Source organism: Bradyrhizobium sp. USDA 372, from assembly GCF_053629095.1.
The window spans coordinates 5,177,721-5,200,931 of the sequence record NZ_JBRJHR010000001.1 but is presented as its reverse complement, the minus strand read 5'-3'; the positions used below and the strand labels follow the sequence as shown (position 1 = coordinate 5,200,931).

At 59.2% G+C, this 23,211-nt stretch carries 11 protein-coding genes and 5 pseudogenes; 6 read left to right on the top strand and 10 right to left on the bottom strand.

Going from position 1 to position 23,211, the window contains the following annotated elements:
• The first annotated feature begins 270 nt into the window (after positions 1 to 270).
• Positions 271 to 1,407, top strand: coding sequence for an MFS transporter (locus AB7M16_RS24365; protein ID WP_124163804.1), 1,137 nt, complete (start codon positions 271 to 273; stop codon positions 1,405 to 1,407).
• 307 nt (positions 1,408 to 1,714) lie between these two features.
• Here AB7M16_RS24365 and AB7M16_RS24360 read toward each other — a convergent pair.
• Positions 1,715 to 1,861: pseudogene (locus AB7M16_RS24360) on the bottom strand (IS630 family transposase); the annotation flags it as partial.
• A gap of 1,282 nt (positions 1,862 to 3,143) precedes the next feature.
• On the opposite strand from AB7M16_RS24360, the pseudogene AB7M16_RS24355 reads away from it, so the two are divergent.
• Positions 3,144 to 3,884: pseudogene (locus tag AB7M16_RS24355) on the top strand (IS3 family transposase); the annotation flags it as partial.
• A gap of 348 nt (positions 3,885 to 4,232) precedes the next feature.
• Here AB7M16_RS24355 and AB7M16_RS24350 read toward each other — a convergent pair.
• The 4 genes and pseudogenes from AB7M16_RS24350 to AB7M16_RS24335 form a co-directional block, all read right to left on the bottom strand.
• On the bottom strand, positions 4,233 to 4,448 hold the full coding sequence (locus tag AB7M16_RS24350) for a hypothetical protein (RefSeq protein WP_158672228.1): 216 nt from the start codon (positions 4,446 to 4,448) through the stop codon (positions 4,233 to 4,235).
• Positions 4,449 to 4,501: 53 nt separating this feature from the next.
• A pseudogene (locus AB7M16_RS24345) lies at positions 4,502 to 5,151 on the bottom strand (integrase core domain-containing protein); the annotation flags it as partial.
• A 363-nt stretch (positions 5,152 to 5,514) separates the two neighbouring features.
• Positions 5,515 to 6,300 (bottom strand): helix-turn-helix transcriptional regulator, encoded by a 786-nt coding sequence (locus AB7M16_RS24340; protein ID WP_311739829.1) that lies wholly within the window; start codon positions 6,298 to 6,300, stop codon positions 5,515 to 5,517.
• A 1,146-nt stretch (positions 6,301 to 7,446) separates the two neighbouring features.
• Positions 7,447 to 8,070: a J domain-containing protein gene (locus tag AB7M16_RS24335; RefSeq protein WP_124163806.1), complete on the bottom strand. Its 624-nt coding sequence runs from the start codon at positions 8,068 to 8,070 to the stop codon at positions 7,447 to 7,449.
• Between the two features lie 1,467 nt (positions 8,071 to 9,537).
• Here AB7M16_RS24335 and AB7M16_RS24330 point away from each other — a divergent pair.
• From AB7M16_RS24330 to AB7M16_RS24315, 4 genes and pseudogenes are all read left to right on the top strand, one after another.
• A complete protein-coding gene (locus AB7M16_RS24330; protein ID WP_124163807.1) occupies positions 9,538 to 10,911 on the top strand; it encodes a hypothetical protein in 1,374 nt (457 codons plus the stop codon).
• Positions 10,912 to 11,059: 148 nt separating this feature from the next.
• Positions 11,060 to 11,365, top strand: coding sequence for a hypothetical protein (locus AB7M16_RS24325; protein WP_124163808.1), 306 nt, complete (start codon positions 11,060 to 11,062; stop codon positions 11,363 to 11,365).
• A gap of 2,207 nt (positions 11,366 to 13,572) precedes the next feature.
• Positions 13,573 to 13,992, top strand: coding sequence for an SET domain-containing protein (locus tag AB7M16_RS24320; protein ID WP_124163809.1), 420 nt, complete (start codon positions 13,573 to 13,575; stop codon positions 13,990 to 13,992).
• Between the two features lie 478 nt (positions 13,993 to 14,470).
• Positions 14,471 to 14,903: pseudogene (locus tag AB7M16_RS24315) on the top strand (transposase domain-containing protein); the annotation flags it as partial.
• Between the two features lie 173 nt (positions 14,904 to 15,076).
• Here the strand turns inward: AB7M16_RS24315 and AB7M16_RS24310 are convergent.
• From AB7M16_RS24310 to AB7M16_RS24290, 5 genes and pseudogenes are all read right to left on the bottom strand, one after another.
• On the bottom strand, positions 15,077 to 18,127 hold the full coding sequence (locus AB7M16_RS24310) for a Ulp1 family isopeptidase (protein ID WP_453945391.1): 3,051 nt from the start codon (positions 18,125 to 18,127) through the stop codon (positions 15,077 to 15,079).
• 144 nt (positions 18,128 to 18,271) lie between these two features.
• A complete protein-coding gene (locus tag AB7M16_RS24305; RefSeq protein ID WP_124163810.1) occupies positions 18,272 to 18,466 on the bottom strand; it encodes a hypothetical protein in 195 nt (64 codons plus the stop codon).
• Positions 18,467 to 19,345: 879 nt separating this feature from the next.
• The gene (locus tag AB7M16_RS24300; RefSeq protein WP_271540156.1) at positions 19,346 to 20,626 is read right to left on the bottom strand and encodes a type II toxin-antitoxin system HipA family toxin; all 1,281 of its coding nucleotides are present in this window, start codon (positions 20,624 to 20,626) and stop codon (positions 19,346 to 19,348) included.
• On the bottom strand, positions 20,626 to 20,910 hold the full coding sequence (locus AB7M16_RS24295) for a type II toxin-antitoxin system Y4mF family antitoxin (protein ID WP_036030851.1): 285 nt from the start codon (positions 20,908 to 20,910) through the stop codon (positions 20,626 to 20,628). Before AB7M16_RS24295 ends, AB7M16_RS24300 begins: the two co-directional genes overlap by 1 nt.
• 1,190 nt (positions 20,911 to 22,100) lie before the next feature.
• A pseudogene (locus AB7M16_RS24290) lies at positions 22,101 to 22,214 on the bottom strand (zincin-like metallopeptidase domain-containing protein); the annotation flags it as partial.
• Positions 22,215 to 23,211 lie beyond the last annotated feature (997 nt).

Genomic DNA, 23,211 nt, shown 5'->3' with positions numbered 1-23,211 from the left:
ACCTAGAGCGCCCGGAGCCCGGCCAGCTCCGCAATCTACGGCTCACAATGGAGGCAACCGACGGCGGCCGGGATCGCTCATCGCGCGCCTGTGCCGGTCGAGACGATCGAGCCCGGCACGTGAGAAAGTTGGATAGATCAAGAGCTTGTGCGCAGTGCACCCTCATTTTTGGTGGGTGGACTCTTCCGTTTCGATCCCCCTAGATGGCGGAACGCTGTGCAATTACCCGGGCGCTGCGCTCGCTAGCAATTTCCTCCGGAGCTCCTAAAAATGTCTGCCGATCGGCCGGCCACGTGGCTCGCGATGCGTCTTGCATTTTTTGTCGCTGGTTTTGGTACGGCGGCCTGGGCGCCGCTGGTGCCGTTCGCGAAGGAACGACTGGCGGTCGACGAGGGCGTTCTCGGTTTTCTGCTGCTATGCCTAGGTTTGGGCTCGGTTCTCGCGATGCTTTTGACCGCCTTGTTGAGTGCGCGCTACGGCAGTAAACCGATTATCCTGATCGGTGGGTTCAGCCTTACACCCATCCTTCCTTGCCTGGTGGTTGCCGATACGCCTTGGGCGCTCGGGGCCGCGCTGGTCGCCTTCGGCGCCTCGCTCGGCGCGATCGATGTCGCTGCGAATATCTGTGCGGTCGAGGTGGAACGTGCAGCCAAGCGTCCGCTGATGTCCGGGTTTCACGCGCAATTCAGCATCGGCGGCTTTGCCGGCTCCGCCGCGATGACCATATTGCTCTGGTCGAATGTTGGTGCTTTTGCATCAACCCTGATCTGCTCGAGTTTCATGGCGAGCGTCATGGTGCTGACTTGGTCGCGATTGCCCCAAATAGCGCAAGCTCAGCGAGGGGTTTTGTTCGTCATGCCGCATGCCATTGTGGTGCTGCTGGCGGTATTAGCAGCGATCACGTTTCTTATTGAGGGAGCCATACTCGACTGGAGCGCCTTGCTGCTGGTGGACCGTGGCCTTGTACCGAAAGCGCAGGGTGGACTCGGCTTCATGCTGTTCTCCATTAGCATGACCGTCGGGCGCCTCGGAGGCGATTCCGTAGTGTCGCGCGTTGGCGACCGCGCGACACTAGTGGTCGGCAGTCTGATGGCCGTCGCGGGTTTTGCGCTTCTGCTGGCCGCCCCAGGCGCCCCCTTCGCGATGGCAGGTTTCCTGCTCATTGGTCTTGGTTCATCGAACCTGGTTCCGATTCTCTTCCGGAGGGCCGGCACTCAGAAGGTAATGCCTGCAGGTCTAGCGGTTGCCGCGATCACCACGGTTGGCTATGCGGGACTCCTCGTTGGACCGGGGTTCGTCGGTTTCCTCGCCAACCTCGCAGGGTTGCCGAGCGCATTTGCGATGTTGGCCGCACTCATGTGTCTGGTCACCCTGTCGGCGCGCATTGTCACCATCGAGGCGCGCTGAGATCGACGCGCCAGCGACACGCGCAGCTCGGCGGATGGCGGCACAAGCGAGCGCCTTCAGGCGATCGACGATCAGGCAGTGATCCGCCGCTGATGATGCGGAAGGCGCGCCGGCTCAAATTGAGGGGCTTCGCGCTAAACTCCCGAGGTTTTTCGGACCCAATTGTTGGCTCCTCAGTGTTGGCTCTTCACGTCATGGGCCGGGATCCTTTTCGGCTCGGTCGACGTGGCATTCCAGTTTACGCGGTGTCTGCCCGAGAATGTTGCGAACGAAGAAGTTTAGTGTCCTGAACCAACAATTCGCAAGATCACCAAGCCTGAGTTTGGGCGTTGTATCGGCAGAACCGTTCGGTGGAAGCGAGGATGTCGTCGGCGGATTTGGTCCATTTGAGCGGCTTGGGATCGTCGTTGTGACGACTGATGAAGTCCATGATGTCTGCGCGCAGAGCCTGTAGCCGAACACACCAATGAAATTCCAGCGATCTCTGCAGTCGTAGCATCGGTCATGAAGAGATCGCTTGTGCACTCATCAGGATTGTGACGGCCCCTCGGGCAGCACACGTCCGGTCTCCAAGGAGTGCGAGTCATTGGGGTCCGAACGATGCAGTCACCGCGTTTGTCCGATTGCTCCGCTCAATGACCGCGTCGAGGCCGCCGAGACGCCGACCATAAAGGCTTTCCCGAGCGACTCATAACCGAGGCCGCGCAGATGTTCGAACTCATCCATTCCTTCGATGGACCGGATCAAGAGAATCAATTTACCACTTCCGGCGCCTTCATATATCCGTGAGGACGGCTTGGGGTCGATCTAACGGAGCGACTCTGGAATGAAAAAATTGCTGTTTGAACTGCAAGCGCCGTCGCGCTTGCAACGGCGGCAGTGCCGGCCTTTGTTGCTGAGGCCGCCGCTCAACCCGTCGCCACCAAGGTGCAGGTAGCCGATACGTCATATCCTCAATGCGCGGACGACCCATTGAATGGTATCTGCGATCTGTTTTTTTGTTTGACCGATCCGGCGTGCGTACAGCACTAATCGCGGATAACAAACGAAGCATAAAATGAGGCGCGAGGCCTCGCAGGACCGGCCGCTCGCGGGAACAGCGGCCGCGTCCTCTTACGTAGAGAGATTTGCGATCCAGCCTCCTGAGTTCCGGTTCCGCCGTTCGAGCATGATCGCGTGGAACGGATCTTCCAGCACTGATCGGCCTCAACGATCAGGCAACGCACACCGCGGAGCCGCACGTTATCACGAGCGTGGGACAAGAAATTGAAGCGATTGTAATCGTTGATTGAATGGAGACCTCTCGATTCGCAAGGCCCAGCGACCGCTCTATCCGTCGAGCTGGGCCTGAAGGTGCATGCCTACGGGAGGGCGTGTCAACCTCCTCCCAATCGCGGACACTTGGAGTAGGCTCATGAGCACCGAGCTTTCGAGTACCACCAGGCCAGGCGGTCCGAACTGGTCGTATCCAGCTGCCGCTCGGTCACGTCGGTTTAATCGAGCTCGGTCTGCGCCACCTGCGGCGCTAGGGCGACAAGTCGCTTTGAGCGGCATGCTTACGCGCCTTATCCGTTCTTTTTAGGAGATACCCGCTGGAATGAGTCGAGCAATGCGCCGGCCTCTAGGCCGGCGCTCTGCAGTCGGATGTACAGCGCTACGCCTCATGCGAATTAATAGCCTCCTGCGAAACTTCAAAGAAGCGCATAGGTGCGACGTGCTGCAGTCCCAGCCGCTCGCGTGACGAAGAGCTCGGCGGCAAGGTGAAGGCCAGCTTCATGGCGAGCGACCGCACCTATGGTGCGCGCCGGGTGTGGCGTGATCTGCTCGCCGATGGGGCGGACTGTGGCCTGCACCAAATCGAACGGATGATGCGCCTGCAAGGCTTGCGGGCGCGGCCGCGACGCCGGCGCTTGCCGAAGGACAGCGGCGATCGACAGCTCGAGACCGGGCCGGCGAACCTCCTTGACCGGCAGTTCGCCGCCGAGCGGCCGAACCAGAAGTGGATCGCCGACTTTACGTATCTCTGGACGGCCGAGGGCTGGCTCTACGTCGCAGCGGTGATCGACCTGTTCTCACGCCGGGTGGTGGGTTGGTCGATGAGCGCCGCCATGACAGCTCAGTTGGTAACCGATGCCCTGCTGATGGCCGTCTGGCGACGCGGCAAGCCGGACGCCCTGTTGCACCACTCCGACCAGGGCAGTCAGTACACCAGCGAGCAGTTCCAGCGTTTGATGGCCGACCACGGCATTCTCTGCAGCATGAGCCGTTCCGGCAACGTCTGGGACAACGCAGCGATGGAGAGCTTCTTCTCGTCGCTCAAGACCGAACGGACCGCCAACAAGATCTACCGAACCAGAGACGAGGCACGAGCCGATGTGTTCGACTACATCGAAAGATTTTACAACACGATCCGCAGGCACTCGACCATCGGCTATCTCAGCCCGGTTCAGTTCGAGCGCAACGTGGGATTAGCTTAGCCTGGTGTCCATCAAACCGGCAGCAGCTCAATTCCATACTCCCTTGCCAAGACTGAGTAGACTCAGTCCACTACGATACGTTGTAACATCTGAAGCACTTACCTGTCGGTAAGCTGACGACGAAGCTGTCGCCAGGTGGCGACTATCGGATTGGGAAAGGCGGTGATGTTGCTCCTGAGGGCGCAGTAAGTTTGGGGCCCGTCTCATCTTCAAAATAAGTGGTCGTTTGTTAGAACGGATTGTAGCGACAAACCTCACTTATAACCCAAGAACCGGAGACGCAGCAGCAAAGCGCGTCGTGCGCTTGAGATCGTACTCGTCGAGCACAACGGCGACCCTGCAGCCCGATCATTGCCTCCCTCGCATCTCCGGCGTATAGGTGACGCCTTCGCCGAACTTCCATTCGAAATTGATGAAGTCCCCGCCGTCGGTGATGATGACCCGGGTCACAACGCCAAGCTTGGCGGCGACGCAACGTCCTGTTCCTTCGCGAGGCAAGATCACCGCACCAGAGAGAGCTGGTTCAAAATCCCGTAAGTAGATTCCGGAGCTTTTGGGGCACATAGGCCTGTCCGACTTCCACTCCACGCTAGCCGAATTGACCTTGCCCCCAGATTTTATCCAGTTCTGAGTTCGCTCAAGCCATTGGATTTGCCCAGTTGGGCGGTGGTAGCGACGGGAGCTGGCGCGGAGCCATCGGCATAGCGCAGTGCCAGATCCCGGCGCGGGTGGCAGGTGAAGGCGAACTCGGAGGGTGTCTTCCATCCGAGCTGTGAGTGCGGTCGTGTGTAGTTATAATCGGCGCGCCAGCATCCGAGCGCGACGCGGGTCTGAGCCAGCGACGTGAACAGCGTCTCGTTCAGCAATTCATCCCGGAGCCGACCGTTGAAGCTTTCGATGAAGCCATTCTGCATGGGCTTGCCCGGAGCGATATAATGCCAGGCGACGCGGCTCCGATCGGCCCAGGTCAGGATGGCGTTGCTGGTAAGTTCGGTGCCGTTGTCGCTGACCACCATCTTTGGCTTGCCGCGCTCCATGACCAGCCGATCCAACTCCCGCGCCACCCGGGCCCCGGAGAGCGAGGTATCGGCCACCAGCGCCAAGCACTCGCGGGTACAGTCATCGACCACGGTCAAGATGCGGAAGCGGCGGCCATCCGTGAGCTGATCGGAGACGAAGTCCAGTGACCAGCGGTCGTTCGGTGCATCGGCACCGTCATCAGCGCCCGGGTCCCGATCGCCCGCTTGCGGCCGCCACGGCGGCGCACCGCTGGCGCGGCCTCGATCGCCTCGGGACGGTTGCTGGGGAGAATGAAGATGATTCGGCGTCTTCCGCCGTCTCGTTGAGCCGCCTGTTTAGCAACACTAGATCGCTTGAGAGGCGGATTGAGAGTCTGGCGCAACGAGAGACTTGCATGCAACGACGACGCCCGAAGTCCACACCGGGCGCTGTTGAGGGATACCGCATACGCGCGCCTGATGCGCTTGCGTGCCCAGCTATCTGTTTTGAGCCGCTTCCGTTGAAGTACATCGTTGAAGCCACTTGAGATCGGTTGTCCCGATCCGCGGCAATAACAGAAGAGCCCGCCCGAAGACGGGGCCTTTGATCGTGCCTTTAAACGGGCGCGGAGTTAAATGAGGCGGCGTCGGGTTGCTTTGTGTACAGCATTTGTCCGGTTCGCCGCCCCTAGCTTTCTGACGACGTTCTTCATGTGAAAGTTGACGGTATTCGGGCTGACCTCCACAAGTCGCCCGATTACCCAGGCTGACTTTCCTTCTGCAACCCAGTATAGGCACTCTGTTTCTCGCTCGGTTAGCGGAATGTCTGGCTCGCAACCTTCATCAACGGGCGGTGTAATCTGTGCGACAGCGTTGTGAAACGCCGACGCCAATGTCGCCAGATGAGCCATGCGATGCTGTGGATCGGCATCATCGAAGGGAGATGCAAACGATACGAAAGCCAATCGGCCTTGCGATCCAAACAATGGCACGCTTATGCCATGCTTAAGACCTGCTTCTCTGGCCTCGTGCAAGACGCGCAGCTCACGGGGCTGCAGTTTATATTTATTGGTTAGGTCATCCCAAAGAAAGGGCCTTGGCAGCATTGCTGTCCGACGGACTACCGGGTCGATCGCTCGATACTCTTGCTCAGCATAGCGTTGGCACCAATCAGACGGGAAGTTTATCGTTGGCGGGGGCGGCAGATAGTCCAGCAGACGACGCTCATTCGAGCAGGTGAGTGCTGCGTACGCGACTTTATTAAAGCCTTCATTGCTCGCGAAACTCACAAGAAGCTCGAACAGCGCTTTGATTGATCTTGTCTGTGTAGCGCATTCGACGAAGCTGAATAGGTCTGGCCCGCGGCTTTCCCGTCGGCTTGAAGAGAGTGGCATTTGGCCGTGCGATTGGTCATCCATTTCTATTTCCCATTTTACTTGTACAGATGTTGGCTCTGCTTGTTGCAGCTGGACGCCCGCGCGGGAAGGAAAGCGCCGAGCCCGAAATGTTTGCCCGGGTCCCAGCGCGTACCGATCAGATAGGTGGAGAAAACCGGCGCGCGCCCCCGCAGGTTGAGCCAACGCGGAGCTGAGTTGGTTCGTTGCCGACCGGTCGGGTTGCTATCCGAGCTGCCGAATCGTCACGTGCGTATCCAGACTCTCGAAAGAATGGCTGGCAAATGATGCAACGGTTGCGGCGGACAAGGTCAGCACTTCTCGTAAGAACATACCAACGTCTCAAGCGGCGACGTAAAGAAGTGCGCTCGGCACGGAACTCTTCGCGCAGCTCGACACGCCTCAGGTCACGGACCGGTGCAGCCCCTCTCGGGCGCTTGCGCATGTTGGGCCGCCACTCGCGGACATTGACAACCAGCTGCTTGACAAGGACGACACCGTGCATGCGATCCTCAGGACTTCCAAGAACCAGCATGATGGGCACAGCAATTCTCGTACCACTTTCCGATTTGGCAAAATCGCCCCTTAAGAGAGAGGCACTAAGAGAAAGACCGTCTCATCTGAGTTGTTTCGAGCGGATGCGACATACGTCAAACATGCGACAACGTCGTCAGACGCGACATCGAATTGATATAGATCATGAGAATGATTGCGGTTGCCTCACCTGCATGACGCGGAACGGGATGGGCGCTGCCCGTGCGGTCCTAACGCGCAAGCCAAATACAGTACGGGCCTTTCCATCCTTGAAATCGAGCAGCGCAGCAGCAGTTTAGTGTTGCGGGGTCTTTGAGCAGCCGAGGACCGGCGCCTTCAGCGTTTCGCTGTGGCGCGCCTTTGCGAACCGCCCCCTTCGGCGTCGCGAGGACTTGCCCCCTCTTTGCAACGCCGAGGAGCGAGCAAATGAAAGAGGAAAGAATCACGGAAGGCTCGTCGTGGATTGATCCGGAGCGCGCTGTTGATAAAGACTCCGGCTAACGTGGCGGAGATGCTGCACCTCTCAGCCTAGGCGTGGGGGTCTGAAGCGGATTACACCCCAGCTCGGATGCAGCTTTCACACGATGAAGTGCTAGTAGCGGCCGGTGGGGTGAAGCCGTTCAAGTCGTGTCCGCCCTAGCTCTCGCGCACCACGGTCTTGAGGTAATGGTAGGCCTTGATGATCTCGACCAGGCGATCCTCCGTAGATCGGTCGCCGCCATTGACATCGGGATGGTGCTGCTTGACCATCGCCTTGTACTTCGCCTTGATATCGCCGAGCGTCGCATTGGCATTCAGGCCCATCACCTGCAACGCTTTCCGCTCGGCATTTAAAATCTTGCGCGCCTCAGGCTTGGTCTCCGCGCGGGGGCGGGTACCGGCGCGTCCGTTCAGCTCGAATTGCGTGCAGAAGGCATGCCAGTCGTCCTCGAAATCGGCCGCGCTGCCGGCCATTTTGCGGGCGCTGATGTTCTCGCCCATCTTCCAGGTCGGACGATGGCCGGTCAGCGCGTCGTTCTGGTAGCGCGCGACCGCTTCCGCGTCCATTCCCGTGAAGAAATTGTAGGACTCATTGTATTCGCGAACATGGTCGATGCAGAAGTGCCAATATTCGCGCGCATTGTCGCGGCCCTTGGGCGCGGGATGGGTCGCCTTGTTCTGGCAACCAGGCCATTCACATAGCGCCGAGGTCTGGCGCTCCCGCGCTTCCTTCTTGTTGATGCGAATGGAGTCGAAGATTTTGGAGGTGTCGATCAGCATGACTGGCTCCGTTAGCGGAGCGGCAGTTAACAGCGCCGCTTGTCTGCTAGAGAATTGCGTTTGGATTGCAAGTTGGTCTCGGCCTTTGCGTCTAGTTAGTGGCACGATGTAGCAGGCACTTCTTAGCAATCGACGTGCCAGGACGGCCGAGCTTGGTTCAGGCAAGCATCTCTTCTGCGATTCAGATCGACTCAATTGCAATTTGCTGTCGGGTTCTGCACATAGAGGTCTTGAACGGGACCAGGTGAATACGAAGAAAGCGGGAGCTGCGCAGGAATCTGGGTGATAACGCGCTCAGAGAGGCAGCGTATCCAGGTGGATGGCGAACCTGCGAGAACTTCTTCAAGGACCCGATGAGGCCCGAAGGAGACGATCAACATCCTGCCCTTCGGTCAGCCGCCTGTGGTTGATCATGCACTGCTACAAATTGTCCGCAACATAGCGCGCGATCTGTTCGTCCGGGCCGTCCAGACGCAATTGCCGCGTTTCGGAGACGCCGGCGAGCTGAAGCCGCCGCGGATGGTCGCGCCCGGCCGTGCGGCACGGCCGTGGGCCGACGCGCAACATCGAAACGGATATTGGCGCAATCGAGATTGCCAGGCCCAAGGTGAGGACCGGCGCGCGAGCGGCTCGCCAGTTGGATCGGCTTCACCTCGGTGATTTTGCCAGTCCGAGCGCGGCGAACTAGGAAGCCTCGATCCCCTGCTGCCCGCCCCTTAGCTGCGCGCTATGTCGACAGGCGATCCAGGAGGCGCTCTCGGCCTGCTGGAGGGGATGCACCGAACCTTTCGCCTTCGATGATTTCGGGCCTGAATGACCAATCGCAGGGCGAATACGAGCGCCCGCAGCAAAAGGCCGTCAACTTGCTCAAAGACATCCCGAACTGGTTTGGAGTGGCAAGAAGGCCAAGCAGGATCTCAATGGCGCCAAGCCGGGCGGTCGCGGAGCATGCACTTGATACCTTCGCCGAAAGCCGCGCCAAACATGCGCGTGACGTGATTGCCGGACAAGGATCGCCAATGTACAGCCCATTGGCTTTCTTTGACTTTGCTGCCGAGCACCAGAGCCAGCTGAGAACTGCAATCCAATCGAGAGCATCCGCCGCGGCGCGGCACACAAGCCTGCGAGCCAAGGAAGCGTTGTCGGCACAAGCCGTAAGATTGTTGGTGCAAGCTGATCGAGAGGGCCTCGAAACGTGCGGGTTGACTGAAGAGACCCAATTCAGTTGCCGAGATGGTCGCGGCGTCAGAGTGCCGACGCCATTGTGCTCGTCCCGAACGGGCAAAGCCATGCCGCCTGCTCGGTTCTGTCACGAGTCGCGTTCAAGAGCGCGAAATGATTGATCTGAGATCGCAATCCGTAAGTCTCTAAGCGCGTCAGCTTGTCGACAGCTGATCCGAATAGATCGGGAGAGTGCGACACTGTCGGCTCGGCATTGCGAACCGACCCAACCCCTGGGGAGTTGACATGGACCCATTTAACAGCATCAACCCATTCGACCGTGACCACGCCGCAGTGTCACAACCGCAACAGCAGCAAGCGGAGTTTGAGCCGTACTTGGATGAAGTGCCGCAGCTTGATGCCCCTGCCGTTGCAGAGATCCCCGCTTCTTCAGATCCCTACTATTTTCCTCTGTCTGAGGAAGAGCGTAGCCTCATCGAGGCTTTGGATCTTGGGCACCAGGCGGCCCACGGTCCTCATCCCGAAGACGCCGTCACCAGACACCTCGGGGACACCGCTGCCGAGCACAGCGCGCCGCGGGAAGCTTGGACTTGGCCGAAAGAGCTGCCTGCGGAAGGTCACGATCAGGACCCGCTGCGAGGGATGATGGGCGAACCCAACCTAACATCGTCTCTCCCAACCGCGCGCGATCACCAGGGACCGGACCGCGGAAAAGCCGTTCAGTTCAACTGGAGCGACGGCTACCAACCGGCTCGGAACGAGCTGACCGGGAGCGCTCCCTCTTCAAGTCACGAGGTCCTCATGGGTGAGGATTACACCGGGGAGTTGAGGCCTGCGAAGAGGCAGAGAACACTAAGCCATACAGAAGGGGATGCTATCGGACGCCAGGTGAGCGAGCCCGGCAGTTCAGTCGTTCGCGAGCCGATGGAAGACGCCGGCGCACCGTTTCAGGCCAGCGATCGGCTCGTCCTTCCCGCGGAAGGCTACGATCAGGATCTGCTGTGGGCGATGGTGGGAAACGCCGGCCCATCGTCTTCCGTCCAGCCAACCGAGGGTCATCACCAAGGGCTGGATTCAGAACCGGCCGTTATTCCCTTCAATTTCCGGCAGGGCCACCAGCACGCGTCCGCTGCGCTTGACCGTAGCAACGTCGCGCCGAGCCAGGACAGCCGACCCAACAGTTTTATCGTTCACAATGACCGCTACACGGCGCTGTTCGTGCCCGCGGCAACGATGAGGCGAAGCACCCCTCTTCCGCAAGGCGCTGCCATTCCTCTGGGATTTCGGCTGGAAAACGCTCCGCAGCCCAGCGCGCAACCAGCGAACCGAGCCTCATCATCGCGGCTTGGACGGTCGATGGAGCAAGCCGCTCCGGCGTCCTCCTCCAGGGCTGAGGGGACGTCCCCCGCGCCCCGCGAGATTTATGCTGCATCATTCGCCGTTCCCAAGAATTTTTCGCACGGCGACCAACCAGCCCCGGACACGATGCTCTCGATGCTTCGCCGCTGGGGCCAGTTGCCGAACGATGCGCACCCGGCAATAAACTACGATATTCTCGGCGAGCGTTACACCGCCCTCTTGGGGCCGGGAGGCCCAAATGACGTGCGGCTCATCCATCACCCAAGCAATGGAGATGCCGAGAGACAATCCCCGCGCTAAGAATTAGGAACCCGACCACATAGCTCCGGTATTGGACTTATTAATGTAGCATAGCTTGCGCCAGCGAGCTTGGCGCGGTTCCGGGGGGTCCGGGTGAGCGCTACCCCGCCCGATTAACTTGCGCGCATCATCGCTGTGCGGCTCCTCGTTGAGCCGCACAGCGATCTTCTTTGATCTTCCGAACGCCAAAGCTGCGAAGAACACCTACGGTGTTATCGCCGTTGCGTTTTACAGCATTGCCATTGATTGGGGCCTCGGCCCCGAGACAGGGAAGCATCCTCGAGCCCGCATCGAACACGCGTCGGCTGAGCTTAGCTGGCTGCAGATGGGTGTGGTCGTCCATCAGTCCCAGATGCACATCCTGGCCGTGGCGTTCCGCAGAAAGCTCGTCTGGCCGACGAGGCGCTGCCCAGCACCTCGTCGATTCGCCTCGAGCCTTTCAGTACATATCTGAGGGGTCAGCAATGGTCCGGAATACCGTGCGCGATCTTCATCGCTTAGCCCAGCCGACGTGTTCCGCAGCTCACACAGTGCTACCCCGAAGCTACTGCCGTGGTTATACTCCTGACATGTGCATTCAACGTCCCCGCGGAAAGCCGGTCAGCAATGCCCTTCCCATTTTTCGGCGTAGACAGTCGCTGAAACCTTAAGAGCAGTGCATAGACCGTGAATTATCTGTCGCTACTCCGGTTTTGGACGCTTTGATGAGAACCGCGTCCTCCGGGATAAGGTTTCGGTTCAGCGCGGACTGCCGTCGGCACTGCTCTGCCCGTCGAAGACGACGACCTGAGATGACCTCTCCTCAAGGAGCTTCAGCGCAGGATGAAGCTGAGCAAGCCGCAGCGACCTCTGTCCGGCTGATCAAATCGGCAAGATTAGTGTTTGAGGACCCTCAAAATAGCGAACGAGCCGCAAAGACGATCGCTGCAGCATGGTTGCCAAGCACCAAAGCTGTATCTGTCCGCGACCAGCTTTCGCTGCTGAATGTCAACACCAGGAACTCCGACCCCGAGGCTGCTGCCCCATCTAAGCCATATCGCGACCATCTTGTGTGAACGACCGCACATCTCGCGCGTACTTTGATGCCGGGACAAATCATAGGGCAAGGCTCGCCGGCGCGAACGTTGAGGCGTTTCGCACTTCCTGCCGGCTTCAACTGAGGATCGCCGCGACAATGTTCTACCTGAGCTGATCGTGCAAGCCTGCCTGGCCGAAAGTAGCACCAGGCGGGCACACCGCGGCTCCCGGAAGCATCTGGCCGGCGCGACTCGCGCGAGGCGATCAAGTTCACGAGGCGTCTGCATGCCCCTAGCGGCGGATCGACGAACGCCACATTGAAAGATGCCTGGACCAATCGTGCGCAGGCTGTGCCGTGCGTTTGTTGCCTGTTTCAGTGTCCGGGCTGAGGAATAGAGCGCGGGGGAGTACTTTCTGGCACGAGTGTCGTCTCTCTTTGGAACCCGGCGCGATCACGGCTTGGCCGAGAAGCTGCTCTCAAAGGAACGGCCCGAGCGAGCAATGCAGCCCTGGTTATGGCTCGATTACCTCGTGGCCATAAGGCTAGAGGTGGCCCTTCGATTTAGGGAAACGATCTACTCTGGCTTCAGGTCCGCTCTGGGGTCTCGACGCGGAGAACATCGCAATTCGTTCATGCGCCGCCTGCAGCCGGGCCTGGCGAGTTTGCCGATGAGCTTGAGACAATCGGCTGCGACCGGCTGCGGCTTCGGACAAAGCGCATAAGCCTGTCGTTGCTCACCTGCAGGATCAGCCGTTTTGCGGAGCCTACTGTCCGTTACCGCTAAGCACCAAACCGGGATGCTGCACCCTAGACTCCAGCCTCGCCGCGCGTCGCGCCGATCGCGTCAAATCCCTTACGGCCAAACGCTTAGTGCAGATCCGGCGTCCTCACAGGACGGCCTCGACAGGACGGCCTCGCAGCGGAAGCGGCACGGGCGATGACCAGGAGTCTACGAGCGCACCACCAGCTCTAGGTCGCTCACAGGTGACCGATACGGTGCATACGCCCGCGAAATTATCCTGCACCTGACCTGCCATCGAACTTTCTTACAGCAGCAGTCACATGTCGCGATTTCAGCGAGACCGCGCTTTAGACCACCCCAAGGCTAGAGCTTTGTCGCGTGATTATGATGGCAGGCTGGTTACGCCGACGTGGTTGTGCGGCGAAATCAGCGTTCGACAGCCGATCGCCCACGGGGTGGCCGTTCGCTAACGATGTGCCCATGTCTCCACTTCTGTCCTGGGCATGCGCAAGGGGCAGGAACCAGTGGCCATGGACGCTCGGCGCGAAAGCAGCTCTTGAGGGCCTCGATGAAGCCGATGTCCGCGGCTTGCCGGACGGCGATAAAGCAAGCGTGTCGCCGCACTCGTAGGCTTACAGGTCACGATCGCGCGACATGAACTCGCCGCCTTGGTCACGCGGATCTTTGATTGACGCAGATCTTTGCAATCCCACTGACTTGCACCGCTTCCACCGCCGCCAAAATGGCGGTACCGCGAAAGGCGATCCGCCAGCCGCTGCGGCAACGAATGCGAAAAAATCCAATTTGGGACGGAGGCGCGATTAGACGACCCTACCGATTTGCGCAGGAGATTTCGGGGCTCAGGTCAGTTAGCTTGCTGGGTGTTAGGGAGACTTCTTCAATGTTGATTATCGAAACTGTTTTAAAGCCAGACCAGTTTGGCGGTATTGGACTTTTCTCCGCTGCCCTTTTGCCCAAAGGTTCGCTGATTTGGATTCACAACCCAATCGTTGACATCGCGGTAACGCCTGAGCAGTACGAAGCTCTAGCTCCAACATTTCGAGCTCTACTTGATAAGCATGCCTATCCAAGAGACTACAAGGCTAATGATGGTGTTATAGAGTACAATGCTGACAATGCCCGCTTCATGAACCACAGCAGTCAGCCAAATACATATCAGGACGATCATTGCCGAATTTTAACCGCGCGTGACGTACAACCTGGTGAAGAACTGACTTGCAATTACTTGTTTTTCGATCCGACGTGTGACTTATCGTGGGCTAAAGAACCATCGGTGAATGTTGATGCCCCAACGGGCTAGGCGGCAGTGGATTGAGTTCGTGGTCTGACGACTGATTCGTCGGCGAAATTTACGGGAAGAGTTTCGCCAACTAATTGCGGCCATCGACCGACCCAGCTTTGCGGCTGCCTCCTCGAGCCTGAAGATTATTGCGAGCGCAGCCGTGTTCGACATCCCCGGCGCGCAGAGTGCGGTGGCCCGCGGCCCGGAACGTGCTTTCGATGACGTATAAGCGCGACGTGGAGTTCACAACATCTGTAGAGCCTACCCTAAGGCAAGATCTCCGCAGATGTGCCTGATCTCGCACTTACTTCAGAATCTGACGACGCTCGATCAGTTCCCAGTCGTTGCTGAGAAGGCGCAGGAGCTGAGCCTGATAGGTATCTTAGCATGCGCTGATTGTGCAACGTCAGAGTCGCAGATGTGCTGTTCACAAACGCACTTGATGAGACCGCTTGCGGCTCGATCTTTGCCCCTCGATTTACGTCCGCGCGCAGCGCAGAGGAAAAGCAAGCCGCTTCTCGAGGACATGCACGTCTGGTTGTTGCGCGAGCGCGAAGCCCTCTCGCGCTCCTCCGACGTCCTGAAGCCTAGGAACTACATGCTCAGGCGCGGGGCGACTTCGACTTCGCCCGTTTCCTCGACGATGGCAAGATCTGCTTGACCAATGCGCTGAGCGCGCATTGACAGGCATTGTCTTGGGAAGGCGCAACTAGACCTTCGCTGGTAGCCAGCGTGGCGCCGACCGGGCCGCCATCATGCTGACGATGATACCGACCTGTCGCCTCAACGACGTTGATCCCAAGGCCTGGCTCGCCGAGGTCCTGGCCCGGATCGCCGATCTTCCCGCGTCGCGCCTGCACGAACTGCTGCCCTGGAAATGGAAGCTCCTGCGCCAGGCCGATAAGCCCGCCGGGTCAGCAGGCCGCTGACCTTTCCCCCGACCGATCATAGAGCTCGCTGTGCCCGCGGGCATGCGTCAATCAGGCGGTCTTCGTCGTATGCGTACTCAGCTCCTCACGTGAGACACTATAATGCTCTGCGAACACACCGATTGCGGATCTTCGATCGGCGAGAACAGCATTTCACTCGGTCGTGGCCCTATTCAGTTGAAGCCGACACCAGCGCCTAGTCGGTCCCGCAGTTCCTGCCGACTGATGACAAGATTGTTGAGGTTCAGGTCCGGCCGTCTTGCTGCCAATCGCCTTACCAGTTCCCTGGTGCCGTCCAGGACAAAGACGCCGCAGTCATAACTGTTCTGCTGCTGTCTTATCGGGGCCTGTTGCAGGTTAGCGTCGAGCCGTCCTGCGAGTTCCGCTGCGAGCCCGTCATTGTATCCCTGGGTAGAGTCATAGTGATAGGCGACCCGCCGGCCACGATCGCGGCGATCAACCAGCAGCAGCGACCAGTGACTGCCGCGCTGATGTCTATCCGTATCGCTGGCATCGCTTACCGGCAGGAACAGGAAGTCAGCTGTACCAGGGCGAACCCACCCTAATGCTCGTTCGGCTACCTCCTTGGAGGGGGATCGCAACATTTGGGCTATCAGGGGATCCACGAACCGCGTCCGAGCGGCGAGATCCGGATTGTTCTGCTGCAACTCCTGCGCCAGGAGCTCATAGTCCCGCTGGATATGCTCGTCACCCAGCCACTGCGTGGGCCCCAGCACGGGACCGCTGCGGTGGCCGGAAGAGGCAACAGTAGCCGAGGGGCCGATCTGAGCACCCGGGACAGGGGACGGGCGAGGATGATGGATGAATTGCGCAACGCGGCGTCCTCGCGGCCCCAATGTGATCGAGTAGGTCTCACCGTTCATGGAGAGCTGGGTTGGGCCGCTGAACTGGGTCGGCAGGACCCTGATATTATCCAGGACATCGATTAAGAAATCCGGCACCGGCTGGGAGCCATCCTGCCAATCCTCGTCGACTCGGTATCCGATGTCCTCAAGCTCCTGAAGTACGCCCGATCGCCCGACGAAGAACGCGGGTTTACCGGCAGGGCTGAGCACCGGCGCTGACTGAGCATCGTCACGCATCTGCTGCGGTGTGTACGGCAGATCAACGAAAGAGTTGAGACCGCGATAGATGTCTGACGACTGAGCTGGCGTGTCTGATGGTTCGGTGAAGAGTGGCGGTCTGGCGGCAGCCCCACCCACCGGCGCGGACTGAGCATCGTCTCGCATCTGCTGCGGCGTGTACGGCAGATCAACGAAAGGGTTGAGATCGCGGTAGATGTGTGACGACTGAGTTGGCGCGTCTGATGGTTCGGTGAAGAGCACCAGTCTAGCGGCAGCCCCACCCACCGGCGCCGACTGAGCATCGTCTCGCATCTGCTGTGGTGTGTACGGCAGATCAACGAAAGAGTTGAGACCGTGGTAGATCTGTGACGACTGAGTTGCCACGTCTGATGGTTCGGTGAAGACCGGCGGTTTGGCGGCAGCCCAACCCACCGGCGCTGACTGAGCATCGTCTCGCATCTGCTGCGGTGTGTACGGCAGATCAACGAAAGAGTTGAGACCGCGGTAGATGTCTGACGACTGAGCTGGCGCGTCCGACGGTCCGGTGAAGAGCGGCGGTCTGGCGGCAGCCCCACCCACCGGCGCTGGCTGAGCATCGTCTCGCATCTGCTGCGGTGTGTACGGCAGATCAACGAAAGAGTTGAGACCGCGGTAGATGTCTGACGACTGAGCTGGCGCGTCCGGCGGTCCGGTGAAGAGCGGCGGTTTGGCGGCAGCCCCACTCACCGGCGCCGACTGAGCATCGTCTCGCATCTGTTGCGGCGTGTACGGCAAATCAACGAAAGACTGAAGACCGCGGGAAATGTCGGGCGACTGAGCTGGCGCGTCCGATGGTCCGTTGAAGAGCGGCGGTCTGGCGGCAGCCCTACCCACCGGCGTTGACTGAGCATCGTCTCTCACCTCCTGCGAGGTGTACGGCAGATCAACGAAGGAGTCGAGACCTCGGTAGATCGCCGACGACCCATCTGGCACCGCTTCCGGCGTCGGCCACTCAAAATCGTACGGCAGGTGCGGCGACCACGTTGAGTTCGACTCGCCACGCCGCGGCTCCCCACCCGCCTGTTCAGGGCAGACGCCCAGCGCAGCGTTCGCCTCGACGAGCAATAGGTAGCTCCTAAGCCGATCGAAGCCCATGTCCGCGTTTCGATTGGATTTTTTAAAGTCGGTGTGATCGTCGTTCAACGACTTTTGCTGCTCACTGGTGCCGGTGAGTCGGCTCACTATGCTCCCCCGCCCCTCCCTTTGGAGCCAAGCACCCAATCTTCGTTGGTTGCGGGCCAGATTTTGAACAACTTTTTTCCGGCTCTTCTCCTCGGGTTTGAGCATGCTCAGCTCTGCCTTTTCCAGGCCATCAATGATGCGGGCGTCATCGGGATAAAGATGCAACGCGGGCGACGGGACAGCACGACCGCTGGGCTTCCGAGATGCACGCGCGCCGGGAACGTTCTCGGCATCGCGAACCTTGCCTAATGCGAACAACAGAAGCTCGTCGTTCGGGAACAACTTCTGAGCAAATTCAATGCGCGCCGCGTGGTCTAACCCGGATATCGAGTAGCCCGCAAGATTAAGCGCGTTAGAAAATCTGCGAAGACTACGATCATGACGAGCAGCACTGCCCGACGTCATGCCACTGGCATTAAGCCGCTCTGAGAGGGGCGCATCTTCCGCTGAAGGGATCGTGCGCGGCCGCCCGCCAGAAGCTACATAGCTCCGATCATGATACGCACGAAGGACACCCAACCCTTTCTTCATGTCTTCGTCGTTCGGGAAGTAAGTCTTGACATGACGGACCAGGGACTGGTGGTCCCTCAGATCAATCGTAATGCGATGAGCGCCAAGATCATTTCCAAGTCGGCGAAGCGCCTGAGTATAGCGCTTAACCGTGTTCCGTTGTGGGTTTTTCTGAGCTGCATATTCGGCAATCGCCTTGTCGATAGTGTCCCGATGTTCTGCAGAGAGATGGGGATGGTAGTTGCGGCCGCCACGGGAGACAGGACCCGGATCGGGTGAGCGCGCCTCGGCCAAGTGCTGCTCAAAGCCCTCTTGCCCGGCATGGCCCCCCTGGTCCTCTTCCAAGACGGCGTGCTGCACCGGGGACCAAGCTGTTGGATTGGGTGGATCGAAATTGTACGGGTCCACGATAGCCTCACGTCCAAGAAATCAATTGAGCTGATCCTATTATGGATAGGCTTTCCAGAAGCTGACGAGGCCGTCGCTCGTGAAGCAATGCATCGCCACATCTGCAAAGCGAAACTGCCCCGCGGCTCTCAATCGTCGCGGGTTTCATGGGTTTAAGGACCCGCCGTCCTCGCCGCCGATGAACCCTTCCGGCGGCATGTGAGCCGACGACTCGTCATTGCTCTGGTTGCAAAACGACCATACCGGGCCGCAGGTGCACGCATGGGTGCCAAGCCACAGTTGATCCAGATCGGTCTCGCAACTCCACGACGAGCCTTCCGCGATTCGTTCCTCGTTCATTCGCTCTCTCATCGGCTACCCAAGGAGACGGTAATCCTCGTGTCGCCGAGGGGCGCATTGCCTCACTAAAAATGTTACCGGACAACTTCCCAGTCGTGCCTTGGGCGGAGCTGCCGAATCAGTTCCGTAGCGGCTACGGCAGGGACGATCAGCATGCGCGAAAAGCGCGAGATCACATCAGCCCTGGCCGTGCGTCATCGGCCGGGCGGTCGGCGTGAGAAGGGACGACTCCTGGACGAGCTTTGCGCCGTCACGGTATGACATCGTAAGCACGCGATCCGACCACTGTCAGTGGACGAGCATCGGATCGGCCCTGCCGCGGCGGCCGAGCCGGACCTATGGGGTTTCCATTCGCGCTGCACTGATCGTGGTATGGGACGCCTCTGACCGGCTCTGCAGTAAGCGGCTCGTCGCGAGCCGTTCTTGCGCCCGGCACTTGAACGGCACGGCAGATTGAAGCTTTCTGCCGATGAGCGGTCGGTCGGTTTTGAAGGTGAGCGCGGTGACGAGCGATCGCCTGCTGAGCGACGTAAAGATCGCAGCAGCCGGAGGACGCCGAGGGCGGGATCAACAAATGATTCAGCGTAGATGTCTTAGCGACTCTGGCAGAGTGCGCTGGCGCAAGTCAGCATCGTCGCGCAAGAGGACAGCGATTTCGTGTGTCCGCGTAAGCTCGCTCTCTTCAGAAGTGTCGGCGCTGGTAGCTGGACCTGCGACCCCGCGTCAGATGGGAAAACTCTGCTGAAACATACCACACGCGTCCCCCCTAGCGAATTACCCAAGCGCTCCAGCCCCCATCGGCAATACTCAACGCGAGATCATGAATCTAGACCGGCAGCTTTGCGTTCGACTCCCTTCAATTGATGGATGATCCGTATCCTAGATCCCCTTCAGAACGTGTTCGCAATCCTTGGCTCGCGTACTCAAAGCCGTTGCCAATCGCTCGATGACAGCGTTCTCCAATCCCTCCTTTTGCGCTCGCGTGCGAATGTCCGCCACCAGGTCAGGGATCTGCCCGGCCATGGAGTTCAGCGTAGCGATGAGTACGTCCGCATCAACACGCGTCTCGCGTGCAAATTTTTGCCACTGACGCAAGCCAATTTGATCGAGCTTGTATTCACCCCCGACTTTCATGGCGAGTTTGATCTTGCGCTGATCGACGTGGTCGTAAGGAAGAATGCTGGCGATGTCGTAAAGGGGAGCGAGACGCACGAGAGCGCCGCTGGCCAGAAGCAATGAATAGTTCTTGGCGTGAGCATCAGAGCCCCCAATGAGCCAGTTGAAGACCAAAGCGCTGACGAACGTCTCAAGGTCAGCCTCGCGGTCTGTCGAGTAGGTCCGCAAGAGCTCGACCACATCGGCAGGCGTTGGTCCGCCCTCGTTCTGGTATTTCTTGGTCGGCGGGATGCCCATGGCCTGACAGATATCTTCCTGATGAACGCGGATAATGTCGTTCCCGCTGACCTGCCGATCGTAGCGTTCAACCACGATCGCTATTTCCTGTTCGAAGCGCATCACCTTGGTTTCAGCGGCTGGCAGCCCGAGTTCGCGTGCGAGCTGCAGGCAGATATGCTCATTCTCGGCGTGACCATCGAAATGGCCCGTCGGTGGTTTCAAAATGTGGGTGGTTGGTATGCGCCCGGACGGAATGCCCCATTTGTTGTCTTTGAGGACAAGCGCGGTTTTCGGCTGGGCGCCTGCAAGACTGAATTGACCCGTGTCGCTGGGCAGACGCCAGGCAGCGTGATCCTCGCGCAAGACTCGAAGCCGATTTGCTATTTCCGACTTATCCAGCCATTCGATCTTGTCATCTTTGCCTGTTTTCAGAGCCCCCAATCGATCAGGCGTGACGAACTGGATAGCCCCGGCGCAATCCTCACCGACGTTAGAGATGAGGGCAAACACGTTGCGCGCCGATACCTGAAATTTCTTGGCCCAGCGCTCGAGCACCTGCTCGTTGTCAGGCAGCAGCCCCCACAAGAAGGACTGAACGGTGGCTGGACCGTGCTCCTCGGCGGCAAGCGGCATCGAAAGCGACAGGGGATAGGCCCGCTCCGCGTTGCGCCATGCATTGTCATAGACGAAGGTCAGCCGGCCGCGCGCCTCACTGCGGACGCGACCGACTTCGGTGCCATCCAAGAGTGCAATGAGCTCGGCCATTATGTCTTGCCTTCCTTGGCTTTGGTGACGATGGCGTTGATATCAACTGCGGAGGTAGACCCGCGGCTGGTGGGCCCTCCACTGTTGACGTCCACCGGGATGCCGAGAACGTCGAGAGCACGAAGGACAAGAGCCAGCTCTGCGCGGGGATGACCATGCTCGACCTCAATCACCCATTGACGGCTGACGCCGATCCGCTTGGCCAGTGTCGCCTGGTCTAGCTTGAGGCGTTTGCGTCTGTCGCGAATGACGGCGCCGAGGTCGCCAGGTGTACGGATAAGCATTCCAATCCCAAATGTTAGTGCTCGCTTACATTAGCATAAGTCGCCGCTCGCTGACAATTATAAATGTAGCCGCTCGCCGACATTCCGAAATGTCAGGTCGACATTCTCGGTCAACGGAAGTACTAACGTTTTCAGAGACATAAAGTAGACCCTGGTACCGGCTCAGCAATCCCCGCTCCGCTGCGGCAAGTTCCTCGCCTGTTCGGTGTCGCCTTGCTCGGATGTGACACCCAGTGGCGCCTCCTCACGTGCCATGAGCCGCGCGCGCTCATGTGCGTGGGATCAATCCGCATGAGCATTTCCTTCTCGCCGCTCGACGTTGCGAGCCATGCTGCCCCCTCGCCGCTCGATGCGTGGCTGCACCCATGCCAAGGCGCGCCTCGGATCCCAAATTGCTCGTGGGATGCAAGGCGCCGGCTGCCTTTCGGCATACGACACGCGGACTATCAATCATTGCGCAGCATTTCCAAACGCATGGATTTCGACCATTGCGGACGGCCCTTAATCTGACCCCGGCTATTTTGAAGGATCTGGGTCATCGACGAGCAGCGTTACTCGGATCGCAAGTTTTGTCCGCTGATCCTCATGAGTGAACGAGCCGTATTTCTCGCCCTCAATGGCGGCTTACTAATTGCTTTCACGGTCTGGCTTGTGTTGCCGCCCGGCAGTTCGTGGTTGCTGCACGTCTTGCGGTCTATGTCGGCTGGAAAGGACTTGGTTATCAGGCTCGGCCTCGAGCCTTTCGCACACAAGCCGGACTCGCAACCCATGGTCGGGGGGGGGGACGAGCGCTCGCGCAGCATCTACGGACATCGTGGTATGCAAGGAGTGAGCAGGGCCGTTGACCTCACAGGGTCGATACGGTCGCCGCGATTGAGACCGGGCCTCGGCTTCAAACCCATGCATCCTCAATCAAAATGCTTGCAGCCGCAGCGATTTATCTATCTGAAACCGGTGCGAAAAATCCGCCCCGCTGTAAGTCGGAGGACGCCCAGTCAACAACTTCGTCCAGAGTCCATTGGAGACCTAAGCTATTTGGAGCTAAAATGACGAGGTCCAGATCGATGATTGCCGCCGCGGCTCAGGTCGCGACGGAATTTTTTGGCCTGAATCCTATGAAGGAAGTCCGCCGTCCGTTGGGCATTGGACGAGATCGTGAAGATCGCGCGTCCGTTCTTCAGCACCTTGATTCAAGAGCCGATATAGGAGGCGTGATCCTCCCTCACCTCCGGTGTTAGGCCGAGATCGGCAGACAGGAAGCCCGCGCCAAGCTCCGCGACCAACTCTCCCATGGCATAGCCTTCAACGCCGAAGCGCTAGCGGCCGAACTCGCGGTTCAGGCGGCTCTCGTGGCGGCATGCAGTATACAAGGCCACTCTTGCGCGCGCTGCGGCAGGAATGGAAGTACGTGGCCCTCACCTTTTCGGGTGGTGTACCGACCTTCGCCAGAGTACCTGCGAAGCTTGTCGGAGATAGCTAGCGGGATTGGTCCCGGGGCAAGATGTAAAACAGTGCGGGCGCGGCTCGGTGCTAACCGGCTCGGGGGCTGAAACCAGGCCAACTAGTCCCTACCACATCCGCACTGCCGTTGAGACTAGCGGAAAAGTGACTCGGCGCTGATCGATCTGGAGCGATAACGCTGTCCCTGTCACATCCCGTTAACCCCAAGGGCTCTGTATCTGTGATAGCTTACCGCAACCTGACAGGCCTTTGCGCAGTCGGTCAATAGTGTGTGGGCTATCAACACCCGCTCAATCCGCCACGGAAACTTCTGCAACCACTCAGACATGCTTTCGTGCTGTCAGCCATCACGACGTCAGGACACCCGGACGGTTCAGGCTGCTGATCAGTGAGACATTGTCGGTTGCGGACCACACCATCTAGATACTCCGCCCCGTTGGGGGCAGGTCTCTGTGACGTCAAATTGCGAATTCGGTGCTTTGCGCCCCCATCCCTCTGCCGTGCATATTGTACTGCCATGTTCGTCGCACTCCGCGTATCGATCGATTGTCGGAGTGCATTGGTGGAATTCCAGTAAGCCTCCAACCGACTGCGGATCGACGATAAGCGAGCCAGATGATGATTGTGCACTTAAATTGTAGGCTCTAGGGTGCGAGAGAAATACAGCATCGCACGACTGAGCAATATAGGCCGGTCAGCAATAGATGGAACGCAGCGCGGATGCGCCGGCGCCTATCGAGGGGACTTGATGAGAAAGGCGCTATCCCTATCCGCATCCGCACTGCCAACGAAGTTAGCCACGGGATCGAGAGGCTGACGCAGCGGCTTTGCCCTGAGGGC